At 61.9% G+C, this 16,296-nt stretch carries 16 protein-coding genes; 7 read left to right on the top strand and 9 right to left on the bottom strand.

The features are described 5' to 3' along the window. Positions 1–171: 171 nt before the first annotated feature. The 3 genes from JQ597_RS30920 to JQ597_RS30910 all read right to left on the bottom strand — a co-directional run bounded on the left by JQ597_RS30920 (position 172) and on the right by JQ597_RS30910 (position 2,791). Positions 172–1,113, bottom strand: coding sequence for an aldo/keto reductase (locus tag JQ597_RS30920; protein WP_212269253.1), 942 nt, complete (start codon positions 1,111–1,113; stop codon positions 172–174). A 288-nt stretch (positions 1,114–1,401) separates the two neighbouring features. Beyond that, a complete protein-coding gene (locus JQ597_RS30915) occupies positions 1,402–1,863 on the bottom strand; it encodes a GNAT family N-acetyltransferase (protein ID WP_212269252.1) in 462 nt (153 codons plus the stop codon). Between the two features lie 115 nt (positions 1,864–1,978). After that, entirely contained in the window at positions 1,979–2,791 is an 813-nt protein-coding gene (locus tag JQ597_RS30910) for a PAS domain-containing protein (protein WP_212269251.1), read from the bottom strand. A 244-nt stretch (positions 2,792–3,035) separates the two neighbouring features. Between JQ597_RS30910 and JQ597_RS30905 the strand changes: the two genes are divergently transcribed. After that, positions 3,036–3,389: a DMT family protein gene (locus JQ597_RS30905; protein WP_212034284.1), complete on the top strand. Its 354-nt coding sequence runs from the start codon at positions 3,036–3,038 to the stop codon at positions 3,387–3,389. 3 nt (positions 3,390–3,392) lie between these two features. Here the strand turns inward: JQ597_RS30905 and JQ597_RS30900 are convergent, their stop codons facing one another. The 4 genes from JQ597_RS30900 to JQ597_RS30885 all read right to left on the bottom strand — a co-directional run bounded on the left by JQ597_RS30900 (position 3,393) and on the right by JQ597_RS30885 (position 6,319). Further along, positions 3,393–3,890 carry a hypothetical protein gene (locus JQ597_RS30900; RefSeq protein WP_212269250.1) on the bottom strand — a complete coding sequence of 166 codons (498 nt, stop codon included), beginning with the start codon at positions 3,888–3,890 and terminating at the stop codon, positions 3,393–3,395. Between the two features lie 184 nt (positions 3,891–4,074). Next, entirely contained in the window at positions 4,075–5,238 is a 1,164-nt protein-coding gene (locus tag JQ597_RS30895) for a PQQ-dependent sugar dehydrogenase (RefSeq protein ID WP_212269249.1), read from the bottom strand. Positions 5,239–5,307: 69 nt separating this feature from the next. After that, positions 5,308–5,484 carry a hypothetical protein gene (locus tag JQ597_RS30890; RefSeq protein ID WP_212269248.1) on the bottom strand — a complete coding sequence of 59 codons (177 nt, stop codon included), beginning with the start codon at positions 5,482–5,484 and terminating at the stop codon, positions 5,308–5,310. A 181-nt stretch (positions 5,485–5,665) separates the two neighbouring features. Then, positions 5,666–6,319: a glutathione S-transferase family protein gene (locus tag JQ597_RS30885; protein ID WP_212269247.1), complete on the bottom strand. Its 654-nt coding sequence runs from the start codon at positions 6,317–6,319 to the stop codon at positions 5,666–5,668. A 643-nt stretch (positions 6,320–6,962) separates the two neighbouring features. Here JQ597_RS30885 and JQ597_RS30880 point away from each other — a divergent pair. The 3 genes from JQ597_RS30880 (at position 6,963) to JQ597_RS30870 (ending at position 9,788) form a co-directional block, all read left to right on the top strand. Beyond that, entirely contained in the window at positions 6,963–8,165 is a 1,203-nt protein-coding gene (locus tag JQ597_RS30880) for a pyridoxal phosphate-dependent aminotransferase (RefSeq protein WP_212269246.1), read from the top strand. 324 nt (positions 8,166–8,489) lie between these two features. Next, positions 8,490–9,020 carry a DUF992 domain-containing protein gene (locus JQ597_RS30875; RefSeq protein WP_212269245.1) on the top strand — a complete coding sequence of 177 codons (531 nt, stop codon included), beginning with the start codon at positions 8,490–8,492 and terminating at the stop codon, positions 9,018–9,020. A 285-nt stretch (positions 9,021–9,305) separates the two neighbouring features. After that, entirely contained in the window at positions 9,306–9,788 is a 483-nt protein-coding gene (locus JQ597_RS30870) for a DUF992 domain-containing protein (protein ID WP_212269244.1), read from the top strand. Positions 9,789–9,884: 96 nt separating this feature from the next. Here the strand turns inward: JQ597_RS30870 and JQ597_RS30865 are convergent, their stop codons facing one another. Both JQ597_RS30865 and JQ597_RS30860 read right to left on the bottom strand, forming a co-directional pair. Continuing rightward, positions 9,885–11,399, bottom strand: a complete 1,515-nt coding sequence (locus tag JQ597_RS30865) for an outer membrane protein (RefSeq protein ID WP_212269243.1) — start codon at positions 11,397–11,399, stop codon at positions 9,885–9,887. A 285-nt stretch (positions 11,400–11,684) separates the two neighbouring features. Beyond that, positions 11,685–13,217 (bottom strand): outer membrane protein, encoded by a 1,533-nt coding sequence (locus tag JQ597_RS30860; RefSeq protein ID WP_212269242.1) that lies wholly within the window; start codon positions 13,215–13,217, stop codon positions 11,685–11,687. A 298-nt stretch (positions 13,218–13,515) separates the two neighbouring features. Here JQ597_RS30860 and JQ597_RS30855 point away from each other — a divergent pair, with 298 nt between their 5' ends. The 3 genes from JQ597_RS30855 (at position 13,516) to JQ597_RS38375 (ending at position 16,208) form a co-directional block, all read left to right on the top strand. Further along, on the top strand, positions 13,516–14,535 hold the full coding sequence (locus JQ597_RS30855; protein ID WP_212269241.1) for an AraC family transcriptional regulator: 1,020 nt from the start codon (positions 13,516–13,518) through the stop codon (positions 14,533–14,535). Positions 14,536–14,737: 202 nt separating this feature from the next. Further along, positions 14,738–15,616, top strand: a complete 879-nt coding sequence (locus JQ597_RS30850) for a class I SAM-dependent methyltransferase (protein ID WP_212269240.1) — start codon at positions 14,738–14,740, stop codon at positions 15,614–15,616. Continuing rightward, complete coding sequence (locus JQ597_RS38375) at positions 15,609–16,208, top strand: TetR/AcrR family transcriptional regulator (RefSeq protein ID WP_212269239.1); 600 nt, start codon at positions 15,609–15,611, stop codon at positions 16,206–16,208. Before JQ597_RS30850 ends, JQ597_RS38375 begins: the two co-directional genes overlap by 8 nt. Positions 16,209–16,296 lie beyond the last annotated feature (88 nt).

Genomic DNA, 16,296 nt, shown 5'->3' with positions numbered 1-16,296 from the left:
CCCGCAACGCCCGCCTCGATCGCCCCATCTTAATCGAGGCACCGAGACTTACGACCCATACGCCGCGGCCCATCGGTGAGATCGCCGGCGTTAGCGACCTTCTGCAACAATAACGGCCGCGGCGTATGGGTCCCGGCGTTCGCCGGGACGACACCGTTTATGTTGCCTCCCCTACCCCTTCGTAATCGCGTCGATCTCCGCGAGCTCCTGCGCGCTCAACTGCCAGCTGATCGCTTTCACGTTCTGCTCGACCTGTTCGACGCGGGTGGCGCCGGCGATGACGCTGGAGACTTGCGGGTGCGAGGCGAGCCAGGAGAAGGCGAGCTCGAGCATGGTATGGCCGCTCTTGTCGGCGAAGGCCTGCAGCTTCTCGACGATGTCTTCATTACGCGGCGTGACGTAACGCTCCTTGAGCGCGGGGGCTTTTGCAAAACGCGTGTCGTCGGGCGCGGCGGCGCCGCGCTTGTATTTACCGGTGAGCAAGCCGCTTGCCAGCGGGAAGAACGGCAGCAGGCCGAGCTTGTATTCCTTCGCGGCCGGCAACAGATCCTTTTCGATGTCGCGCACCACGAGGCTGTATTCGTCCTGGCAGGAGACGAAGCGGTTGACGTTCATCTGCCGCGCGACCAGTTCGGCCTCGGCGATGCGCCAGGCCGGAAAATTCGAATTGCCGATGTAGCGGACCTTGCCCTGGCGGACGAGATCGTCGAGCGCGCGCATGGTCTCCTCGATCGGCGTCAAGGGATCGTAATCGTGCTGCTGGTAGAGATCGATGTAGTCGGTCTTCAGCCGTGTCAGGCTGGCCTCGACCGCGGACATGATGTAGCGGCGCGAAGCGCCCTGCTTGGTGCCGTCCGTGCTCATCGGCTTGGAATATTTCGTCGCCAGCACGATGTCCTTGCGGCGGTCGCCGAGCACGGTGCCGAGCACGGTCTCGGAGCCGCCCATCCCGGCATAGATGTCGGCGGTGTCGAACAGGGTGATGCCAAGGTCGATCGCCTTGTGGATCACCTTGCGCGATGTTTCGAGGTCGGTGCGCTGGCCGAAATTGTTGCAGCCGAGGCCGACGGCGGAAACGCGCAGGCCGGAGCCGCCGAGATTGCGAATTTGCATGGGAGATCCTGTGGGGTGGGGCGAGGAGGCCGCATTGTGGCCCGCGCCCCCCTCAGCCCGCAAGATGCGGTCTGACCGCGCACGGCATGCCTGAGCAGCAGTTCCGGCGTAGCTCGGCGTAAAGGGTATGAAAGTGCTGCGAAAAAAGATGCGGCCCCGGTCAGACGCGGCGACTGACGGGGGCCGCTGGGGGCGCGTGATCCGAGACGGGGGGCCTGATCAAACGCAGGCGCAACCTAACCGGGCTTTGTTACGCCCCGGTGACATCTGGATTTATCCACAGGCTGTTCAGAACACCTTGCGATAGACGACAATCCCGGTCTTCTCCGCCACCTTGTCGTAAAGCTGCATCGCGGTGTGATTTGTGTTGTAGGTGAACCAGTACACGCGCGGCGATCCGGCGAGCCTAGCCTGTTCGTAGACGCCGTTGATCAGCGCGCGGCCGACACCCTTGCCGCGCGCGGCTTCGCTGGTGAACAGATCCTGCATGTAGAACGTCGGCTCGATCGCGGTGGTTGAGCGGTGAAGCAGATAATGCGCCAGCCCGAGCAGTTCGCCGTCGCGTTCGGCGACCAAAGCGTGCACCGGCTCGTAGGCATCGAAGAAGCGCGCCCAGGTCATCGCGGTGATGGCGGGATCGAGCGCGGTCGGTCCCGTCCGCTCGTAGAACGCGTTATAGCCGTCCCACAAAGGCAGCCATTTTGCGTAGTCCTGTCTCGTGACAAAACGAATCGTTACATCGCCGGGCATGTTTGATTCCATTCGGGAAGGGAGCGGCGTCGTCGACGCGCTGGCTGATAGCGCCAGCCTACAGGCGCCACCGCGACGGATCAATCGGGGCAGAGGCTTTGCCGCGTCGCTGCTGCTATTCGGCGGCGCGCAGGTGCCGCGCCAGGCTGCGTTCGCCGCCGCCGCGCAGCGAACGGTAGTAGTCGGCATTGCCGATGTCGTCGGTATGGCGGACGAGGTCGGTGACCGGCGTATAGCTCAGCATGCGCCCGCCATCGGGCAGCGCCGTGCAGGAAAAGCGCAATACCTGCCCGTCAGCCATCTTGATGTTGATCGGCGTGGAATCGCCGGCCCGCATCATCTCGGTGCGCTGCGCGATGAAGAGGCTCAATTCGTCTTCCGGCAACTCGTAGGCGCCGGTGTCGCGGCCGTGATACATCAGCGCGATGAACGGCGGCTTGGCGTCGGCCTGCTCGTCGGACAGCGAAAAATAGTCGCGAAAGGCACGGTTGATGAATTCGGCGCGGGTGTCGGAATCGAGCAGCACGATTCCGATATCGACCTGGTCGAGCGCGGCCGACAGCCGCATCGCGGTGGCATGGTGCTTCTGCTCCCAGGCGAAGGCGTCGATCCATTTTTGCCGCAGCAGGCCGGTGATCACAGCGGTTCCGACCGCGGTCGCCGCCAGCAGCAGCATGCGCATCAGGTCGGAGGCGTCATAGCCCGGCACGGCGCGATGGTTGAGGAAGAACAGCGCCGAGGACACGACGGCAATCGCGGCGCTGGTCAGGCCGGAGGCGAGCCCGCTGATGGAACTGGCCAATGCCACGATGCAGACGAACAGCGGTGCGGGGTTCGGGACCGCAATGACATAACGGTCGACCAGGAAGGCGGCGAGCGCCGTCGCTGTCGTCAGAGCTGGACCGGAGATGGCGCGCCAGTCGAACATGCCGGTTCTCGCTGCCTCCCAAGGCGTTGATCGAGCGGCCGTTTGAGGCCGTTCCCGTTGCGTCGAGAATAAGGCACGCAGTGTGACGGATGTTTCGTTTTGCGGCGGGTTTTCTTTTTCTTTCATTAAGACAGGGTTGACTGCCTGCGCAAAGCTTTCGCGTTTTTGAATTCAAATGCTATGCGAAACGGCTGGAACCGGGCTCCGTGCCCGCTTGTTAGCGCACGTAATTCATGAGGACATGATGCCGACCGTCTCCCCGCAGATCCTGCCGATATTGATGCTGTTTGCCTCCAACGTCTTCATGACCTTTGCCTGGTACGGCCATCTCAAATTCAAGCAAAGCCCGCTGGTGCTGATCATTCTGGCGAGTTGGGGGATCGCGTTTTTCGAATACTGGCTGGCGGTGCCGGCCAACCGCTGGGGCAGCGCGGTCTATTCGGCAGCCCAGCTCAAGACCATGCAGGAAGTGATCACGCTGGTCGTGTTCGCGGCATTTTCGACGCTGTATCTGAAGGAGCCGCTGGCCTGGAATCACGCTCTGGGTTTTCTCTTGATCGCCGGCGGGGCGTTTTTGATTTTTCACAAATGGGGCTAACTCTCAAAGACCGGTGATCGAGCGGTAGTGATCGAGCAGGCTCTTGCCGGAATCATAGATGATGTTGGCGATGCGCCAATCGTCGTCCGGGCCGATGACGTGAACCAGGATCCGGTGCGGCTGGCCGCGATGCTCGATCTCGACGCGGATGGTGGCCGGCCCCATCTCGTCGCCGGAATGGTGTTCGACCTTGCCGACCTTGATTTCGGCGCCCGGCAGCACGCCCCAGCCGAAGAAGGCGTTGAGCAGCGGGCCGATCGTCTGGTTCTTCGGATATTGCCGCGGCGCCTGCATCAACCGGCGCATGCCGGGCGAGAACAGCGCGTGGAAGGCGTCGTTGCCAAGCGGGGTCTTGGCGGCGTTCAGGCGCGCCTGCTTGTAATAGGTGGTTTCGACGAATTCCCTGACGCTAAGGCCGCCGCATTCGGCGCGGCCGGGCCGCGTGGCGGCGAGCAGTGTCAGGGCTCCCGACATGACGAAAACAAACTGGCGCCGGTTCATGCGTTGCGTGTCCGAAAACTGTTGGACCTTGCCTTTGGTCGCAGCTTCCCGTTCACGCGTTCATCCGCGTTTGGGCGTATAGAGCGTTTTCCAGCGAAGTGGATACCGGTTCGCGTCAAGAAAACGCGTCAAAACAAGAATCTAGGGACCCGTTCCGATTCCATCGGAACGGAAAAGGCTCTAGTCACTTTGCAGAGGGCGTCACCCGCAGGATCCGTCCGTTGGAGCTGTCGGTCAGCAGCCACAGGGCGCCGTCCGGGCCTTGCCTGACGTCGCGAATCCGCTCGTGCAGATTTTGCAGCAGGCGCTCTTCGCCCGCGACGCCGTTGCCGTTCAGCGACAGCCGCACCAGCATGCTGCCGGACAGCGCGCCGACGAACAGGCTGCCGGACCATTTTGGAAACAGCTTGCCGGTATAGAACAGCATGCCGGATGGGGAGATCGACGGCACCCAGTATTTGACCGGCTGCTCCATGCCGTCTTTGGCGGTGCTTTCATGGATCTTGCCGCCGCTGTATTCGAGGCCGAAGCCGATCACCGGCCAGCCGTAATTCTTTGCCGTCCTGATGATGTTGAGCTCGTCGCCGCCGCGTGGGCCGTGCTCGACTTCCCAGACGTCGCCCGACGCCGGGTTGATCGCGAGGCCCTGTCCGTTGCGGTGGCCGTAACTCCAGATTTCCGGCTTGGCACCGGCGCGGCCGATGAACGGGTTGCCGGCGGCGGCCGATCCATCCGGTGCGATCCGGATCACCTTGCCGAGATGATTGCCGAGGTCCTGGGCCTGCTCGCGATGTGAACCGTGGTCACCCAGCGTCACGAACAAATTGCCGTCGTCGGCCTGCGCGATGCGGCAGCCATAGTGGTTGCCCGACGACAGCGGCCCTTCCTGGCGGAAGATGATTTTGGTTTCGTCGAGGCGGCCGCCGCCGTCGTTGAGTTTGGCGCGCGCGATCGCGGTGCGGCCGCCGCCGCCGCCGGTCCGCTCCGCAAAGCAGAAATAGATCGTCTTGTTTTGCGCATAGGATTTGTCGATCGCGACGTCGAGCATTCCGCCCTGGCCGGACGCCCACACGTCGGGCACGCCCTTGAGCGGCGGCGACAGCTGCCCTTCCGCGGATACTACTCGGATTCGGCCTGGCCGTTCGGTCACCAGCATCCTGCCGTCGGGCAGGAACGTCAGCGACCACGGATTGACCAGACCCCTTGCGAAGGTGCGCACTTCGAGTCCGCCGGCGGACGACGGAAACTCCGTCTCTTCGCCGCGGGTGCCGGTGGCGATCACCAAGGTCGCGGTCAGCAGGATCGCTGCCGTCAGCGCCACGGTCACAAGTCCGACAGGTGTCTTCATCTTCGTCCGCCCGCGATGCCAATCATCGCGCGTTGCTCTCGGAAAAAGTCCAAACAGGAAATGCCGGAGTCACGCCGGAATCGGCATGGCCATGGTCACCTTGATCGAGAGCACTGTCAGCGTGACGACGAGGCACAGCGACAGCGTACCGATCGCCAGAGAGGCGGCAATGGCGTTGGTCAGTCGGGCGGAAGCGACTGGCGCAGGGCGGCTTTCGAAGCCGGCCGTGCCGGGCGACCGTATCATGGGTCTAATTCCTTCAAGACGCGGGCGAATCACCCGCGACATCGCGAAGTTCACAATTGTGGCCGGCAATATTGGGGCGCGAAAGTGCCAAAAATGGCGAAATCACGGCAAAGGTTAACGTTATTCCCGCTGTCCTTAACCTTTGGACGCCTCTTCAAGCGAACGTGAATCCGTCCGCGCCTCAAGCTCCGGCGGCGACGCTGGCGGGATCATCGACCTCGGCATCCGGCCGCCAGTCCATGGTCACGAAACCGGGGTTCTGTTCGATCCGCCGCAACCAGGCGCGGATCGCGGGGAAGGTCGCCAGGTCAAAGTCGCAGCGGTCGGCGACATGGGTGTAGCCGTACAGCGCGATGTCGGCGACCGTGAGCTGGTCAGCGGCAAAATAGGCCCGGGTCTTGAGATGGTTTTCCATCACCTGAAGCGCGGCGTAGCCGCGCTCCATCCAGTCCTCCAATGCGTGGGTCTGAAGGTCGCGGCCGCCCTTGACCAGCGACAGCCAGAAATAGGCCGCGCCGAGATTGGGCTCCAGCGCGTGCTGTTCGAAGAACATCCACTGCAGCGCCTCGGCGCGTTCGACCCGCGATTCCGGCGCCAGCGAGGTGCCGCCGGCGACGTACCACAGGATGGCGTTGGACTCGGCGAGGTAGCGTCCCTCGGCGACTTCCAGCAGCGGCACCTGTCCGCTCGGGTTCATCGCCAGAAAATCCGGCGTCCGGCTTTCGCCGCGCAGGATGTCGACTTCGATCGCGCAATACGGCGCTTTGAGCAGCGACAGCGCAAGGCGGACCTTGTAGCTGTTGCCGGAGCGCTGCATCGAAAAGAGCTTGTACATCGTATGAATTTCAATCGATCCGTTGGACGTCTGTCGCGCGCGGATCGCCGCAACGCGGTTAAACAATGATGCCGTTGGGGGTGCGTCGCAAGACCCGCATTATGGAAAAAGTCGAAAACCTCTACCGCACTGCACGCGCACAGAACGCCATGCCTCGACGGAGCGATCACGTGGTCGGGATTTGTGATCGGAACGCTTCAAGCTTTCGCGATATTGCCGATACGTGCAGGCGCGGATTTTGAAATCTCTGCGAGATGGATCGACGTCTATTCCGAATTGACCTCGGAGCAATCCATCGCGGCACCTGATCGCGTCGGAGGGCCAGACCCGGCGCGGCGTGCGGGCCGGGGATGATCAGGCCATCGTCCAAGCCCATCGTCCAAGACCGTCGCCAAGACCGTCACCAAGTCCGTCCCGGCCGCGCCGGTTTCCTTGGCCAGATATGAGTCATTTCGGCGCAGAATTTTTCCAAATATTGCGCCGATCGAGCCTGCGACCCCGTAAAATTTGAGCCTTTCGGGCCAAGCTTCTTGCGATGCGGCGCTGAGCGCTTTAGGGTGCGCCGATCCCAACATTTGGAATCACGGATCATTCCCGAAACGGGCACACGTGTGCCCACACATGCCATTCCTAGGAGATGATGATGCCTTTTCTGTCCGCTGCGCTCGACCGTGTGAAGCCGTCCGCGACGATCGCGGTCACGGATAAAGCACGCGCGCTGAAAGCGGCCGGCCGCAACGTCATCGGCCTTGGCGCCGGCGAGCCCGATTTCGACACGCCCGCCAACATCAAGCTGGCGGCGATCCACGCCATCGAGGCCGGCAAGACCAAGTACACCGCGGTCGACGGTATTCCCGAGCTGAAGGAGGCGATCATCGCCAAGTTCCAGCGCGAGAACGGCCTGACCTACAAGCCGAACCAGGTCATCATCGGCACCGGCGGCAAGCAGGTGCTCTACAACGCGCTGATGGCGACCATCAATCCGGGCGACGAGGTCATCATCCCGGCGCCCTATTGGGTCAGCTATCCGGAAATGGTGGCGCTGGCAGGCGGCGTGCCGGTCTCCGTGGTGTGCACCGTGGCGCAGGGCTTCAAGCTGCAGCCCGACGCGCTGGAAAAAGCGATCACGCCGAAGACCAAATGGATCATTCTCTGCTCGCCGTCGAACCCGACCGGCGCGGCCTACTCGCGCAGCGAGTTGAAGGCGCTCACCGACGTGCTGGTGAAGCATCCGCACGTCTGGGTGATGACCGACGACATGTACGAGCACCTGGTCTATGACGACTTCGTGTTCACCACGCCGGCGCAGATCGAACCGAAACTGTACGACCGCACGCTGACGGTGAACGGCGTGTCGAAGGCCTATTGCATGACCGGCTGGCGCATCGGCTATGCCGGTGGCCCGGCCGAACTGATCAAGGCGATGGCGACGATCCAGTCGCAATCGACCTCGAACCCGTCGTCGATCTCGCAGTGGGCCTCGGTCGAGGCGCTCAACGGTCCGCAGGACTCCATCCCCGCCAACAACAAGGTGTTCAAGGAACGCCGTGACCTCGCGGTGTCGATGCTGAACCAGGCCAAGGGCATCGAATGCCCGCGGCCCGAGGGCGCGTTCTACGTCTATCCGTCCTGCGCCGGCACCATCGGCAAGACTGCGCCGTCCGGCAAGGTGATCGCGAATGACGAGGACTTCGTCACCGAGCTGCTGGAGACTGAGGGCGTTGCCGTGGTGCAGGGTTCCGCGTTCGGACTTGGCCCGGCGTTCCGGATCTCCTACGCCACCAAGACTTCCGATCTCGAAGACGCCTGCAAACGCATCCAGCGCTTTTGCGGTAATTTGCGGTAGAGCGTTTTCGAGCGAAGCATGCCCTCGGACTTGATCCGGGGGGTGGAATCCGGTTCGCGTTAAGAAAACGCGTCAGAAAAAATAGCGCGTTTTGAAGCGAAGCCTGTCCCGCCAATGATGCGGGGCGGGTTCCGGTTTGTGTCCCAAAATTTCTGTCAAAGAAAACGCGCAAAGAAAACACGTCCGAAAAAAGGCGTGTCAAATCACATCACGCTTAGACTGCATGATGTTTTGAAGTCTTCTTTTTGCAAAGCGCCATGTTTTGAACACGGCGCTTCCTTCCTGTCCGCCGCACACATTCAGTTCATCCAGCGGGGACGACACATGCTTTTCGGAAAACGCCTTACGACCTTCGGCATCGCCATCGCGGCGCTGATTACGCCGATCGCGAGCGCAGATGCGGCACCGCCGGTTCGCGCCGGCGTCCTGCAATGCCAGGGCGGCCAGAATGTCGGCTTTGTCGTCGGCTCCGTGACCAGCCTCGAATGCGTGTTCAAGAGCGAAGGCCGCCGGCCGGAACCCTACATTGCCACCGTGCGCCGCTACGGCCTCGATCTCGGCATCACCGCGCAGACACAATTGGCCTGGGCGGTGAACGCGCCGAACAGCCGGGTCAGCCGCGGCGATCTCGCCGGCAGCTATGGCGGCGTCGGCGCCAACGCGTCGGTCGGTATCGGCGGTGGTGGCAACTTCCTCGTCGGCGGTCCGGCCAATTCCTACGCGCTGCAGCCGCTCAGCGTGCAGGGCCAGACCGGGCTGAACGTCGCCGCCGGGATTGCCGATATCCAGCTGGAGCCGTTCCGAGGCTATGGCGGTCCGCGCCGTCACCACCGCCGGCATCATCGCCGCGGCTGATCGATTACTCTTGTGAAAGAGGCCCGCGAGAGCGGGCCTTTTTTTTGCGCCGTCATTCCGGGGCGCGCGAAAGCGCGAACCCGGAATCTCGAGATTCCCCAGGGCGCAATTGCGCCCCTGAGGTCTGGTCCTTCGGACCATCCCGGAATGACGATGGAATTTGCATCGACGCGCTCCAAATCTGGCACGGCAATAGTTGCTGTGCCATAGAAAAGCGCGCACCCTTGGCCCGCACCGTTCTCAATTCCCTGCTCGCATCACATCGTTTCAGCCGGAGATTTCTTCATGCGTCGCTCCCTCATTCTCGCCGCTGCCGCCATCAGCCTGTGGGCCGCTTCGATCGCCGGCGCCAACGCGCAGCAGGTGGCGCGGGTGCAGGTCGGCATTCTCGAATGCCGCGGCGGCGCCAGCGTCGGCTTCATCGTCGGATCCGTCACCAATCTCGGTTGCGTGCTGCGCGCCGACGGCATGCCGGAAGACCGTTACGTCGCCACCATCCGCAAAGTCGGCCTCGATCTCGGCATCACCCAGGAATCCGCGCTGGCCTGGGGCGTGTTCGCGCCGTCGGCGCAGCTCGGACCGGGCGGCCTCTCCGGCGATTATGTCGGCGCGCAGGGCAGTGCCACGCTCGGCGTCGGCGTCGGCGGAAACGTGCTGGTCGGCGGTTCGGCAAACTCGATCGCGCTGCAGCCGCTGAGCCTGCAGGGCCAGGTCGGCGTCAGCATCGCCGCCGGATTGGAAAGCCTGGAGCTTCGGCCGGGGCGGTAACCGGGACAATCGAAAAAGGCCCGCGGAATGCGGGCCTTTTGTTTGTCCGGTCTGTTCAGGAAATACTAAGACCTGAGGCTTTTCGCGATGCGCCGATCAGTACCGGGCACTGACTGCGACCGGCGTCGGGTTGAAGTGATAGTTCACGCCGAACTTGATGAGGTGCAGGTCCTGCGGCATCTTGTCGAACTGAGTGGAAGAAGCGCCCGATCCTACGATGGGCGGAGCGTTGATGTTGCGAACGCCGGTCGCCGTCAGGTTCTGCGCAAGCATCTTGATGTAGTCGTATTCGAATTTGGCCGACCAGTTGCCGCCGAGGGCGTACTCAACGCCGGCACCTGCCACGACTCCGGTGTGCAAGGCTTTGGCTTCCAGGTTGAAGACCGCGCCGAGATTTGGAGCGATCCGGGTGTCGGTAAGCGTGTGCCTTTCGTCAGCGAGCGCGACGCCGGCCTTGCCATACACCATCAGGCGGTCTGCAGTTACAAAACCTGCGCGCGCTGCCGCGATCGCAAGCCAATTGATCTTTGTCTCGAAGTCAAAAGTCTGAGTGGCCGCACCAAAATTAAGGACTGTTGTCTGACTGCCTTTGATGCCGGTCCACATCCATTCGCCTTCGACGCCGAAGACCAAAGTGCCTGCCTGCGCGTTGACCCCGACAGTTCCGCCGGCAAGCCATCCATTTGCATCATACTTTCCGGTTTGGGGATTTGCCGGATTGAACAGATCGGGCCATTCCGCGTGGCCGAAACCGTATCCGCCCTGTACGCCGACATAGGCTCCCGACCAGTTGTATCCCGGCGCGGCCTTGACCGGCGCAAGAGTCGGATCCGTCTGAACTCCGCCAAAACGATAATTCACGCCGATCTTGCCGAGATGGAGCGCCTGCTCGATTGATGCGCCGGCCGCACCCAAGGGAGTTACAACGCCATTGACGTTCGCCGTTCCAGTAAGTCCCGCCGTTCGGGTGCCGAGATGGACGTAGTTGTACTCGGCCTTGACCGACCAGTTGTTTCCTAACGCATACTCCGTTCCGAAGCCGACAACGGGAGCCCATCGATGCTCGCTGCCGCTGCCTGAGGCCATTTCGGTAGAAGGAGCCAGAGGCGCGAAGCTCGAACTGCTAAAGCTGAAAGAATGCTTTTCCTGCGCGACTGCAAGGCCGCCCTTTGCGTAGACAAACCAACGGTCGGCGGCCAAACCGGCACGCCCCGTAAACGTCACCAGGCCATTGATCTTCGACCTGACGGTGGCTTCTGTCTGGAATCCAAGGGGTGGTCCGCCGTTGAGAAGCAACTGCGAGCCACCAATGTCAGCCCACGATCCGTCAAGCTCGAGGCCGAACACGAGGCTGCCGATTTGCTTGTTGATCCCGATCTGGCCGCCGGCGAGGAAACCCTTCGCGGTGAGATCGGCACCTAGCACACCGGTCCAATCCTTCATGCCTCCGCCGTAGCCGGCATGCATACCGACATAGACGCCGCTCCAGTCGTAAAGGGCCGGCGCGATCGCCGCCGCCGGGCGAGGTCCGAGATCGGCCGCGAACCCAGCAGAGAGACTGCCCAATGAAATGGCAGCGGCTGCGAGCGTCGTCCGCGATAGATGATTCATGATGTAGCCCTCGAGCAATTCTGCGGATGAGTCCTGATCCTGAATCGTCAGGTCCGGGGTTCATCAGGTCCTGTTTCATTCTTAGCGAGGCGCCCAAAATCGGTTTGTCCTCGTTGGCGCTCGATTTGCACGGCGTGGCATTAGCCGGCGATTGCCGGCGAGCGTTGCAATCGCGCCACGCTTTCTGTGCTTGGCCAATAGAAAAGGCCCGCGGAATGCGGGCCATTTGTTTGTCCGGTCTGTTCGGGAAATACTACGACCTGAGGCTTCTTCGCGATGCGCGGATCAGTATCGGGCACTGACTGCGACCGGCGCCGGGCTGAAGTGATAGTTCACGCCGAACTTGATGAGGTGAAGGTCCTGCGGCATCTTTGAGAACTGGGCGGTAAAAGCGGCCGATCCTACAATGGGCGGGGCGTTCACGCTCTGGGTGCCGATCGCTGTAAAGTTCTGCGCAAGCATCTTGATGTAGTCATACTCGAATTTGGCCGACCAATTGCCGCCGAGGGCGTACTCAATGCCGGCACCCGCCACGAGTCCGGTGTGCAGGGCTTTGGCTTCCAGGTTGAATACCGAACTGAAACCTGGAACGATCGTGCTTTGAGTAAGCGTGTGCCTCTCGTCAGCGAGCGCGACGCCGGCCTTGCCATAGACCAGCAGGCGATCGGCGGCCACAAAACCGGCGCGCGCTGCCGCGATCGCAAGCCAATTGACCTTTGTCTCGAGGCCGGTCTGCGTTACTCCCACGCCAAAATCAAAAACCGTTGTCTGATTGCCTTTGATGCCGGTCCACATCCATTCGCCTTCGACGCCGAAGACGAATGAGCCTGCCTGCGCATTGACCCCGACGGTTCCGCCGGCAAGCCATCCGTTCACATCATACTTTCCGGTTTGGGGATTCGCCGGATCGAACAGGTCGGGCCATGCCTTGTGGCCGAAGCCGTATCCGCCCTGAACGCCGACATAGGCGCCCGACCAGTTGTATCCTGGCGCGGCCCTGACCGGTGCAAACGTCGGATCGGTCTGAATTCCGCCAAAACGATAATTCGCGCCGATCTTGACGAGATGGAGCGCCTGCTCGATTGGCACGTTGGTCGGATCAAGGGGAGCTGCGACGCCATTGAAGTTCGCCGTTCCGGTAAATCCCACCGTTCTGTTGCCCAGGTGGACGTAGTCGTACTCGGCCTTGACTGACCAGTTGTTTCCTAACGCATACTCCGTTCCGAAGCCGACCGTAGGAGCCCATCGACGCTCGCTGCTGCTGCCCGAGATGACGGCGGTAAACGGAGGTGCTGGCGGGAAGGTAGAGGTGTTATTGCTGAAAGAATGCCTTTCTTGCGCGACGGCGAGGCCGCCCTTGGCATAGACGAACCAACGGTCGGCGGCCAAACCGGCACGCCCCGTCAACGTTACAAGGCCATCGATCTTCGACCGGCCGGTGAAGTCCACCTGGAAGGCCGCGGCCGGTCCGCCGTCGGAAAGTGTCTGCGAGCCACCAATGTCGGCCCACGATCCATCAAGTTCCAGGCCGAACACCAGGCTGCCGATTTGCTTGTTGATTCCGATCTGGCCGCCGGCGAGGAAACCCTTCGCAGTGAAATTGTTCCCTAACGCTTGGGTCCAATCCTTCATGCCGCCACCGTAGCCGGCATGCAGACCGACATAGACACCGCTCCAGTCGTAAAAGGCCGGCGCAATCGGCGCCGCCGGGCGCGGTCCGAGATCGGCCGCGAACCCAGCAGAGAGACTGCCCAATGAAACGGCAGCGGCTGCGAGCGTCGTCCGCGATAGATGCTTCATAATGTCGTCCCCGAACAATTCTGCGGATGAGTCCTGATCCCTGAATCGTCAGGCCCGGATTCATCAGGTCGCGTTTCAGAAAGTCTCGGTGCATTCTTAACAAGCCGCGCAAAATGGGATTGTCCTGACGGGCTCCTGATTTGCACCGCGTGGCATCGCCTCCTGATTGCTGGCGAGCGTTGCAATCGCGCCACGGGTTGCGAAACTGGCTGGCACAATTGGTTTAACTGGCACTGTCTGGATCGTGCCGATGCAGCTATTTTGACTTGATCGGGATCTGCTCGAAGCGAAGCGAATTTTGAAGGCATCGCAGGCGATGGACGTTGATGAGTTTGGCGGAAAGACCGTTGGCGGCAGGATCCAGAAAGTTGTTTTTGCATCGGAGCAACTTCCGTCTCATCTGAACGATCAGGAAAAATTCTCGCTTTGGCAGGATCAGTGGAATGCGCTTTACGGTTCGGTCGATCTCCAGCGTGCGGAAGACCGCCCGTTCACGGTGAACCTTGAATTCGTGCCGATCGGCGCGGTCGGTATCGGTCGGCTCGACGGCAGCATCGATCGGATGAGGCGCAGCCAGCGCGACGTCGCTTCCGATGGTGCGGACAATTTTTGCGTCGCACTTCATAACGGTCGCTCCGATATAATCAGCATCCAGAACGGGCAGGAGGCGACGATCAACCGCGACACAGCGGTGCTTCTGACTGCCGAACCCGGCGAGATGCTCATAGGTCCGAAAAATGGCTGGTATGCGATCAATATTTCACGCGCCCGGCTTCTTGCATTGGTCCCAAACGCTGACGACCTCATAGGCAAGCCGCTCGATGCGTCCTCACCGGCATTGCGTCATCTTGGCCGGTACGTCGAGTTTCTCATGGGCCTGAAGCAGGAAAGCGATCCGGCGCTCGACCGGCGCATCGAGACGATGCTTATCGATCTCGTCGCACTTGCGCTCGGCGCGCGCGGCGATCCGTCGGAGATTGCCGTGACCCGCGGCCTGCGTGCAGCACGATTGCACGACGTTCTTGCGGCCATCAAATCGGGCTTTCACGATCCGGAATTCTCGTCGCAGAGCGTTGCGCAGCGTTTGGGCCTGTCGCGTCGCTACGTGAACGATCTTTTGGCCGAAAGCGGATCGAGCTTCGCCGAGCGCGTGCTCGAGATGCGGCTGCATGAGGCCAGGGTGATGCTGATGGATGCAGCCAACGATCGATTGAAGGTGAGCGAAATTGCATGGACCTGCGGGTTCAACGAGGTCCCCTACTTCAATCGCCGCTTTCGCCGCTGTTTCGGCATGACGCCGACCGAACTGCGGGAAACGTCGCGGCGCTCAAGATAAGGATGGCGGTCCACGGTTCCGCGAACTTCAATCGCGCGCGGCCGGGCGTGCGGTACCCGGCCGGCGTCAGCATCGCCGCTGGATTGGAAAGCCTGGAACTTCGGCCGGGAAGGTAACCTTGGTCTGGATTCACGGCAGCCAATCTTGACAGTGACGGTGGCTGACCTTAAAAAGAATGGACGTTCTTTTTGAGGAGAGCCAGATGCGCAGTCAGGAGGTCAGTCGGACCGCGGAATTCATGGCGGTGTTTCGTGCCTCCGAACATGCGAAGGCGCCGAACTCGCGCGCCTTTGCCGATCCGCTCGCGGCCGCTCTGTTACCGAGTGAACTGCGACTGGCGGCAAAACTTTTCGGTTTGCGCCCGGCGGCGGCACTGTTGAACAACTATATCGACCGCCGCTGGCCTGGCGCGCGAACCTCCGGCATCGCCCGCACCAAATTGATTGACGACTGGATTGTGCAGGCGGCGGCCGAGATCGATCAGGTGGTGCTGCTCGGCGCTGGTTTCGACACCCGCGCCTGGCGTCTGGACGCGCTCGCGACCGCCCGGATATTCGAAGTGGACCATCCCAATACCGCCAGAGTGAAGCAGGCGCGGCTGCGCTCGGCGCAAGCCGATTTGCGAAAGGTGACGTTCGTCAAGGTCGATTTCGAAGTCGACGACTACGATAAATTGCTTCGCGCCGCGGGCTTCGACGCATCGCGTCCCGCGATCGTGGTGTGGGAAGGCGTGAGCCAATATCTCACCGGCGAAGCGGTATGCGGTGTGATGCGTTGGGCCGGCCGCCTTGCGCCGGGAAGCCGCTTCATCTTCACCTATGTCCACGAGGGGGTGTTGAACGGTTCGGTCGCTTTCGCGGGTGCCGAAAAGGCCATCGCCAAAGTGGACGGAACCGGCGAGCCGTGGCGGTTCGGGCTGCTGCCCGAACAACTGGCCGCGTTCCTGCGCGAACGTGGACTTGCGCTAATGAGCGATCTCGGGGCCGACGAATATCGCGCGAAAGTGATGGGTGCGCAGAGCCGTCAAATGCCGGGCTACAGTTTCTATCACACGGTGCTGGCGGAAGTGCCACGTGCCTAGGATCAGCGCGGCACGGGCCAGTGCCCAGCGTGAACGCATTCTCGATGCCGCGCTGACCTGTTTTGCGCGCGAAGGTTTTCACGCCGCGACGATGCAGGACATCGTCGCCGAATCCGGTCTCAGTCCGGGGGCTATCTACGGATACTTCAAAGGCAAGACCGAAGTGGTGATGGCGATCGCCTCCGAACGGCACGCGATGGAGCGGCTGCGCATGCAGCATGCGCTGACCGCGGCCGATCTCGATACCAGTCTGGTGCGCCTGGTCGAAGGTTTTGTGCTGGGTTTGCGCGATCCCCAGGAAAAAAGATGGCGCAAGCTCGCGGTGCAGCTATGGGCGGAGAGCCTGTCCAATCCGCGATTAAAGCGCGAGGCCCTGGCAGGCGTCAGCCAGGCGGTCGAGATATTGTCGCCGATGATCCGCAAGGCGCAGCGCGAGGGACGGTGGCCACGGAACCTCGACCCGGAATCGGCCGCGCGTGTCATGATCGCCGTTCTGCAGGGTATCTCCCTGCAACTGGCCTGGGACGACGCGATCGATATAGCCGGTTTTGCATCGGCGTTGCGGATCATGATCGACCCGCCCGCGGTCTGATGGTCCCGACTCGCACTGCACCGCAGCGATGATTTTCTGGCTTGCCAAATCGTCGCGGCGGGCGGAGCATCTGATCCGCCGACCCAAT

Origin of the sequence: Bradyrhizobium sp. AUGA SZCCT0177 (genome assembly GCF_018130125.1) — a bacterium.
GTDB lineage: Bacteria > Pseudomonadota > Alphaproteobacteria > Rhizobiales > Xanthobacteraceae > Bradyrhizobium.
Note: the sequence above shows the minus strand (reverse complement) of the source record. Positions and strands in the feature narration are given on the sequence as shown.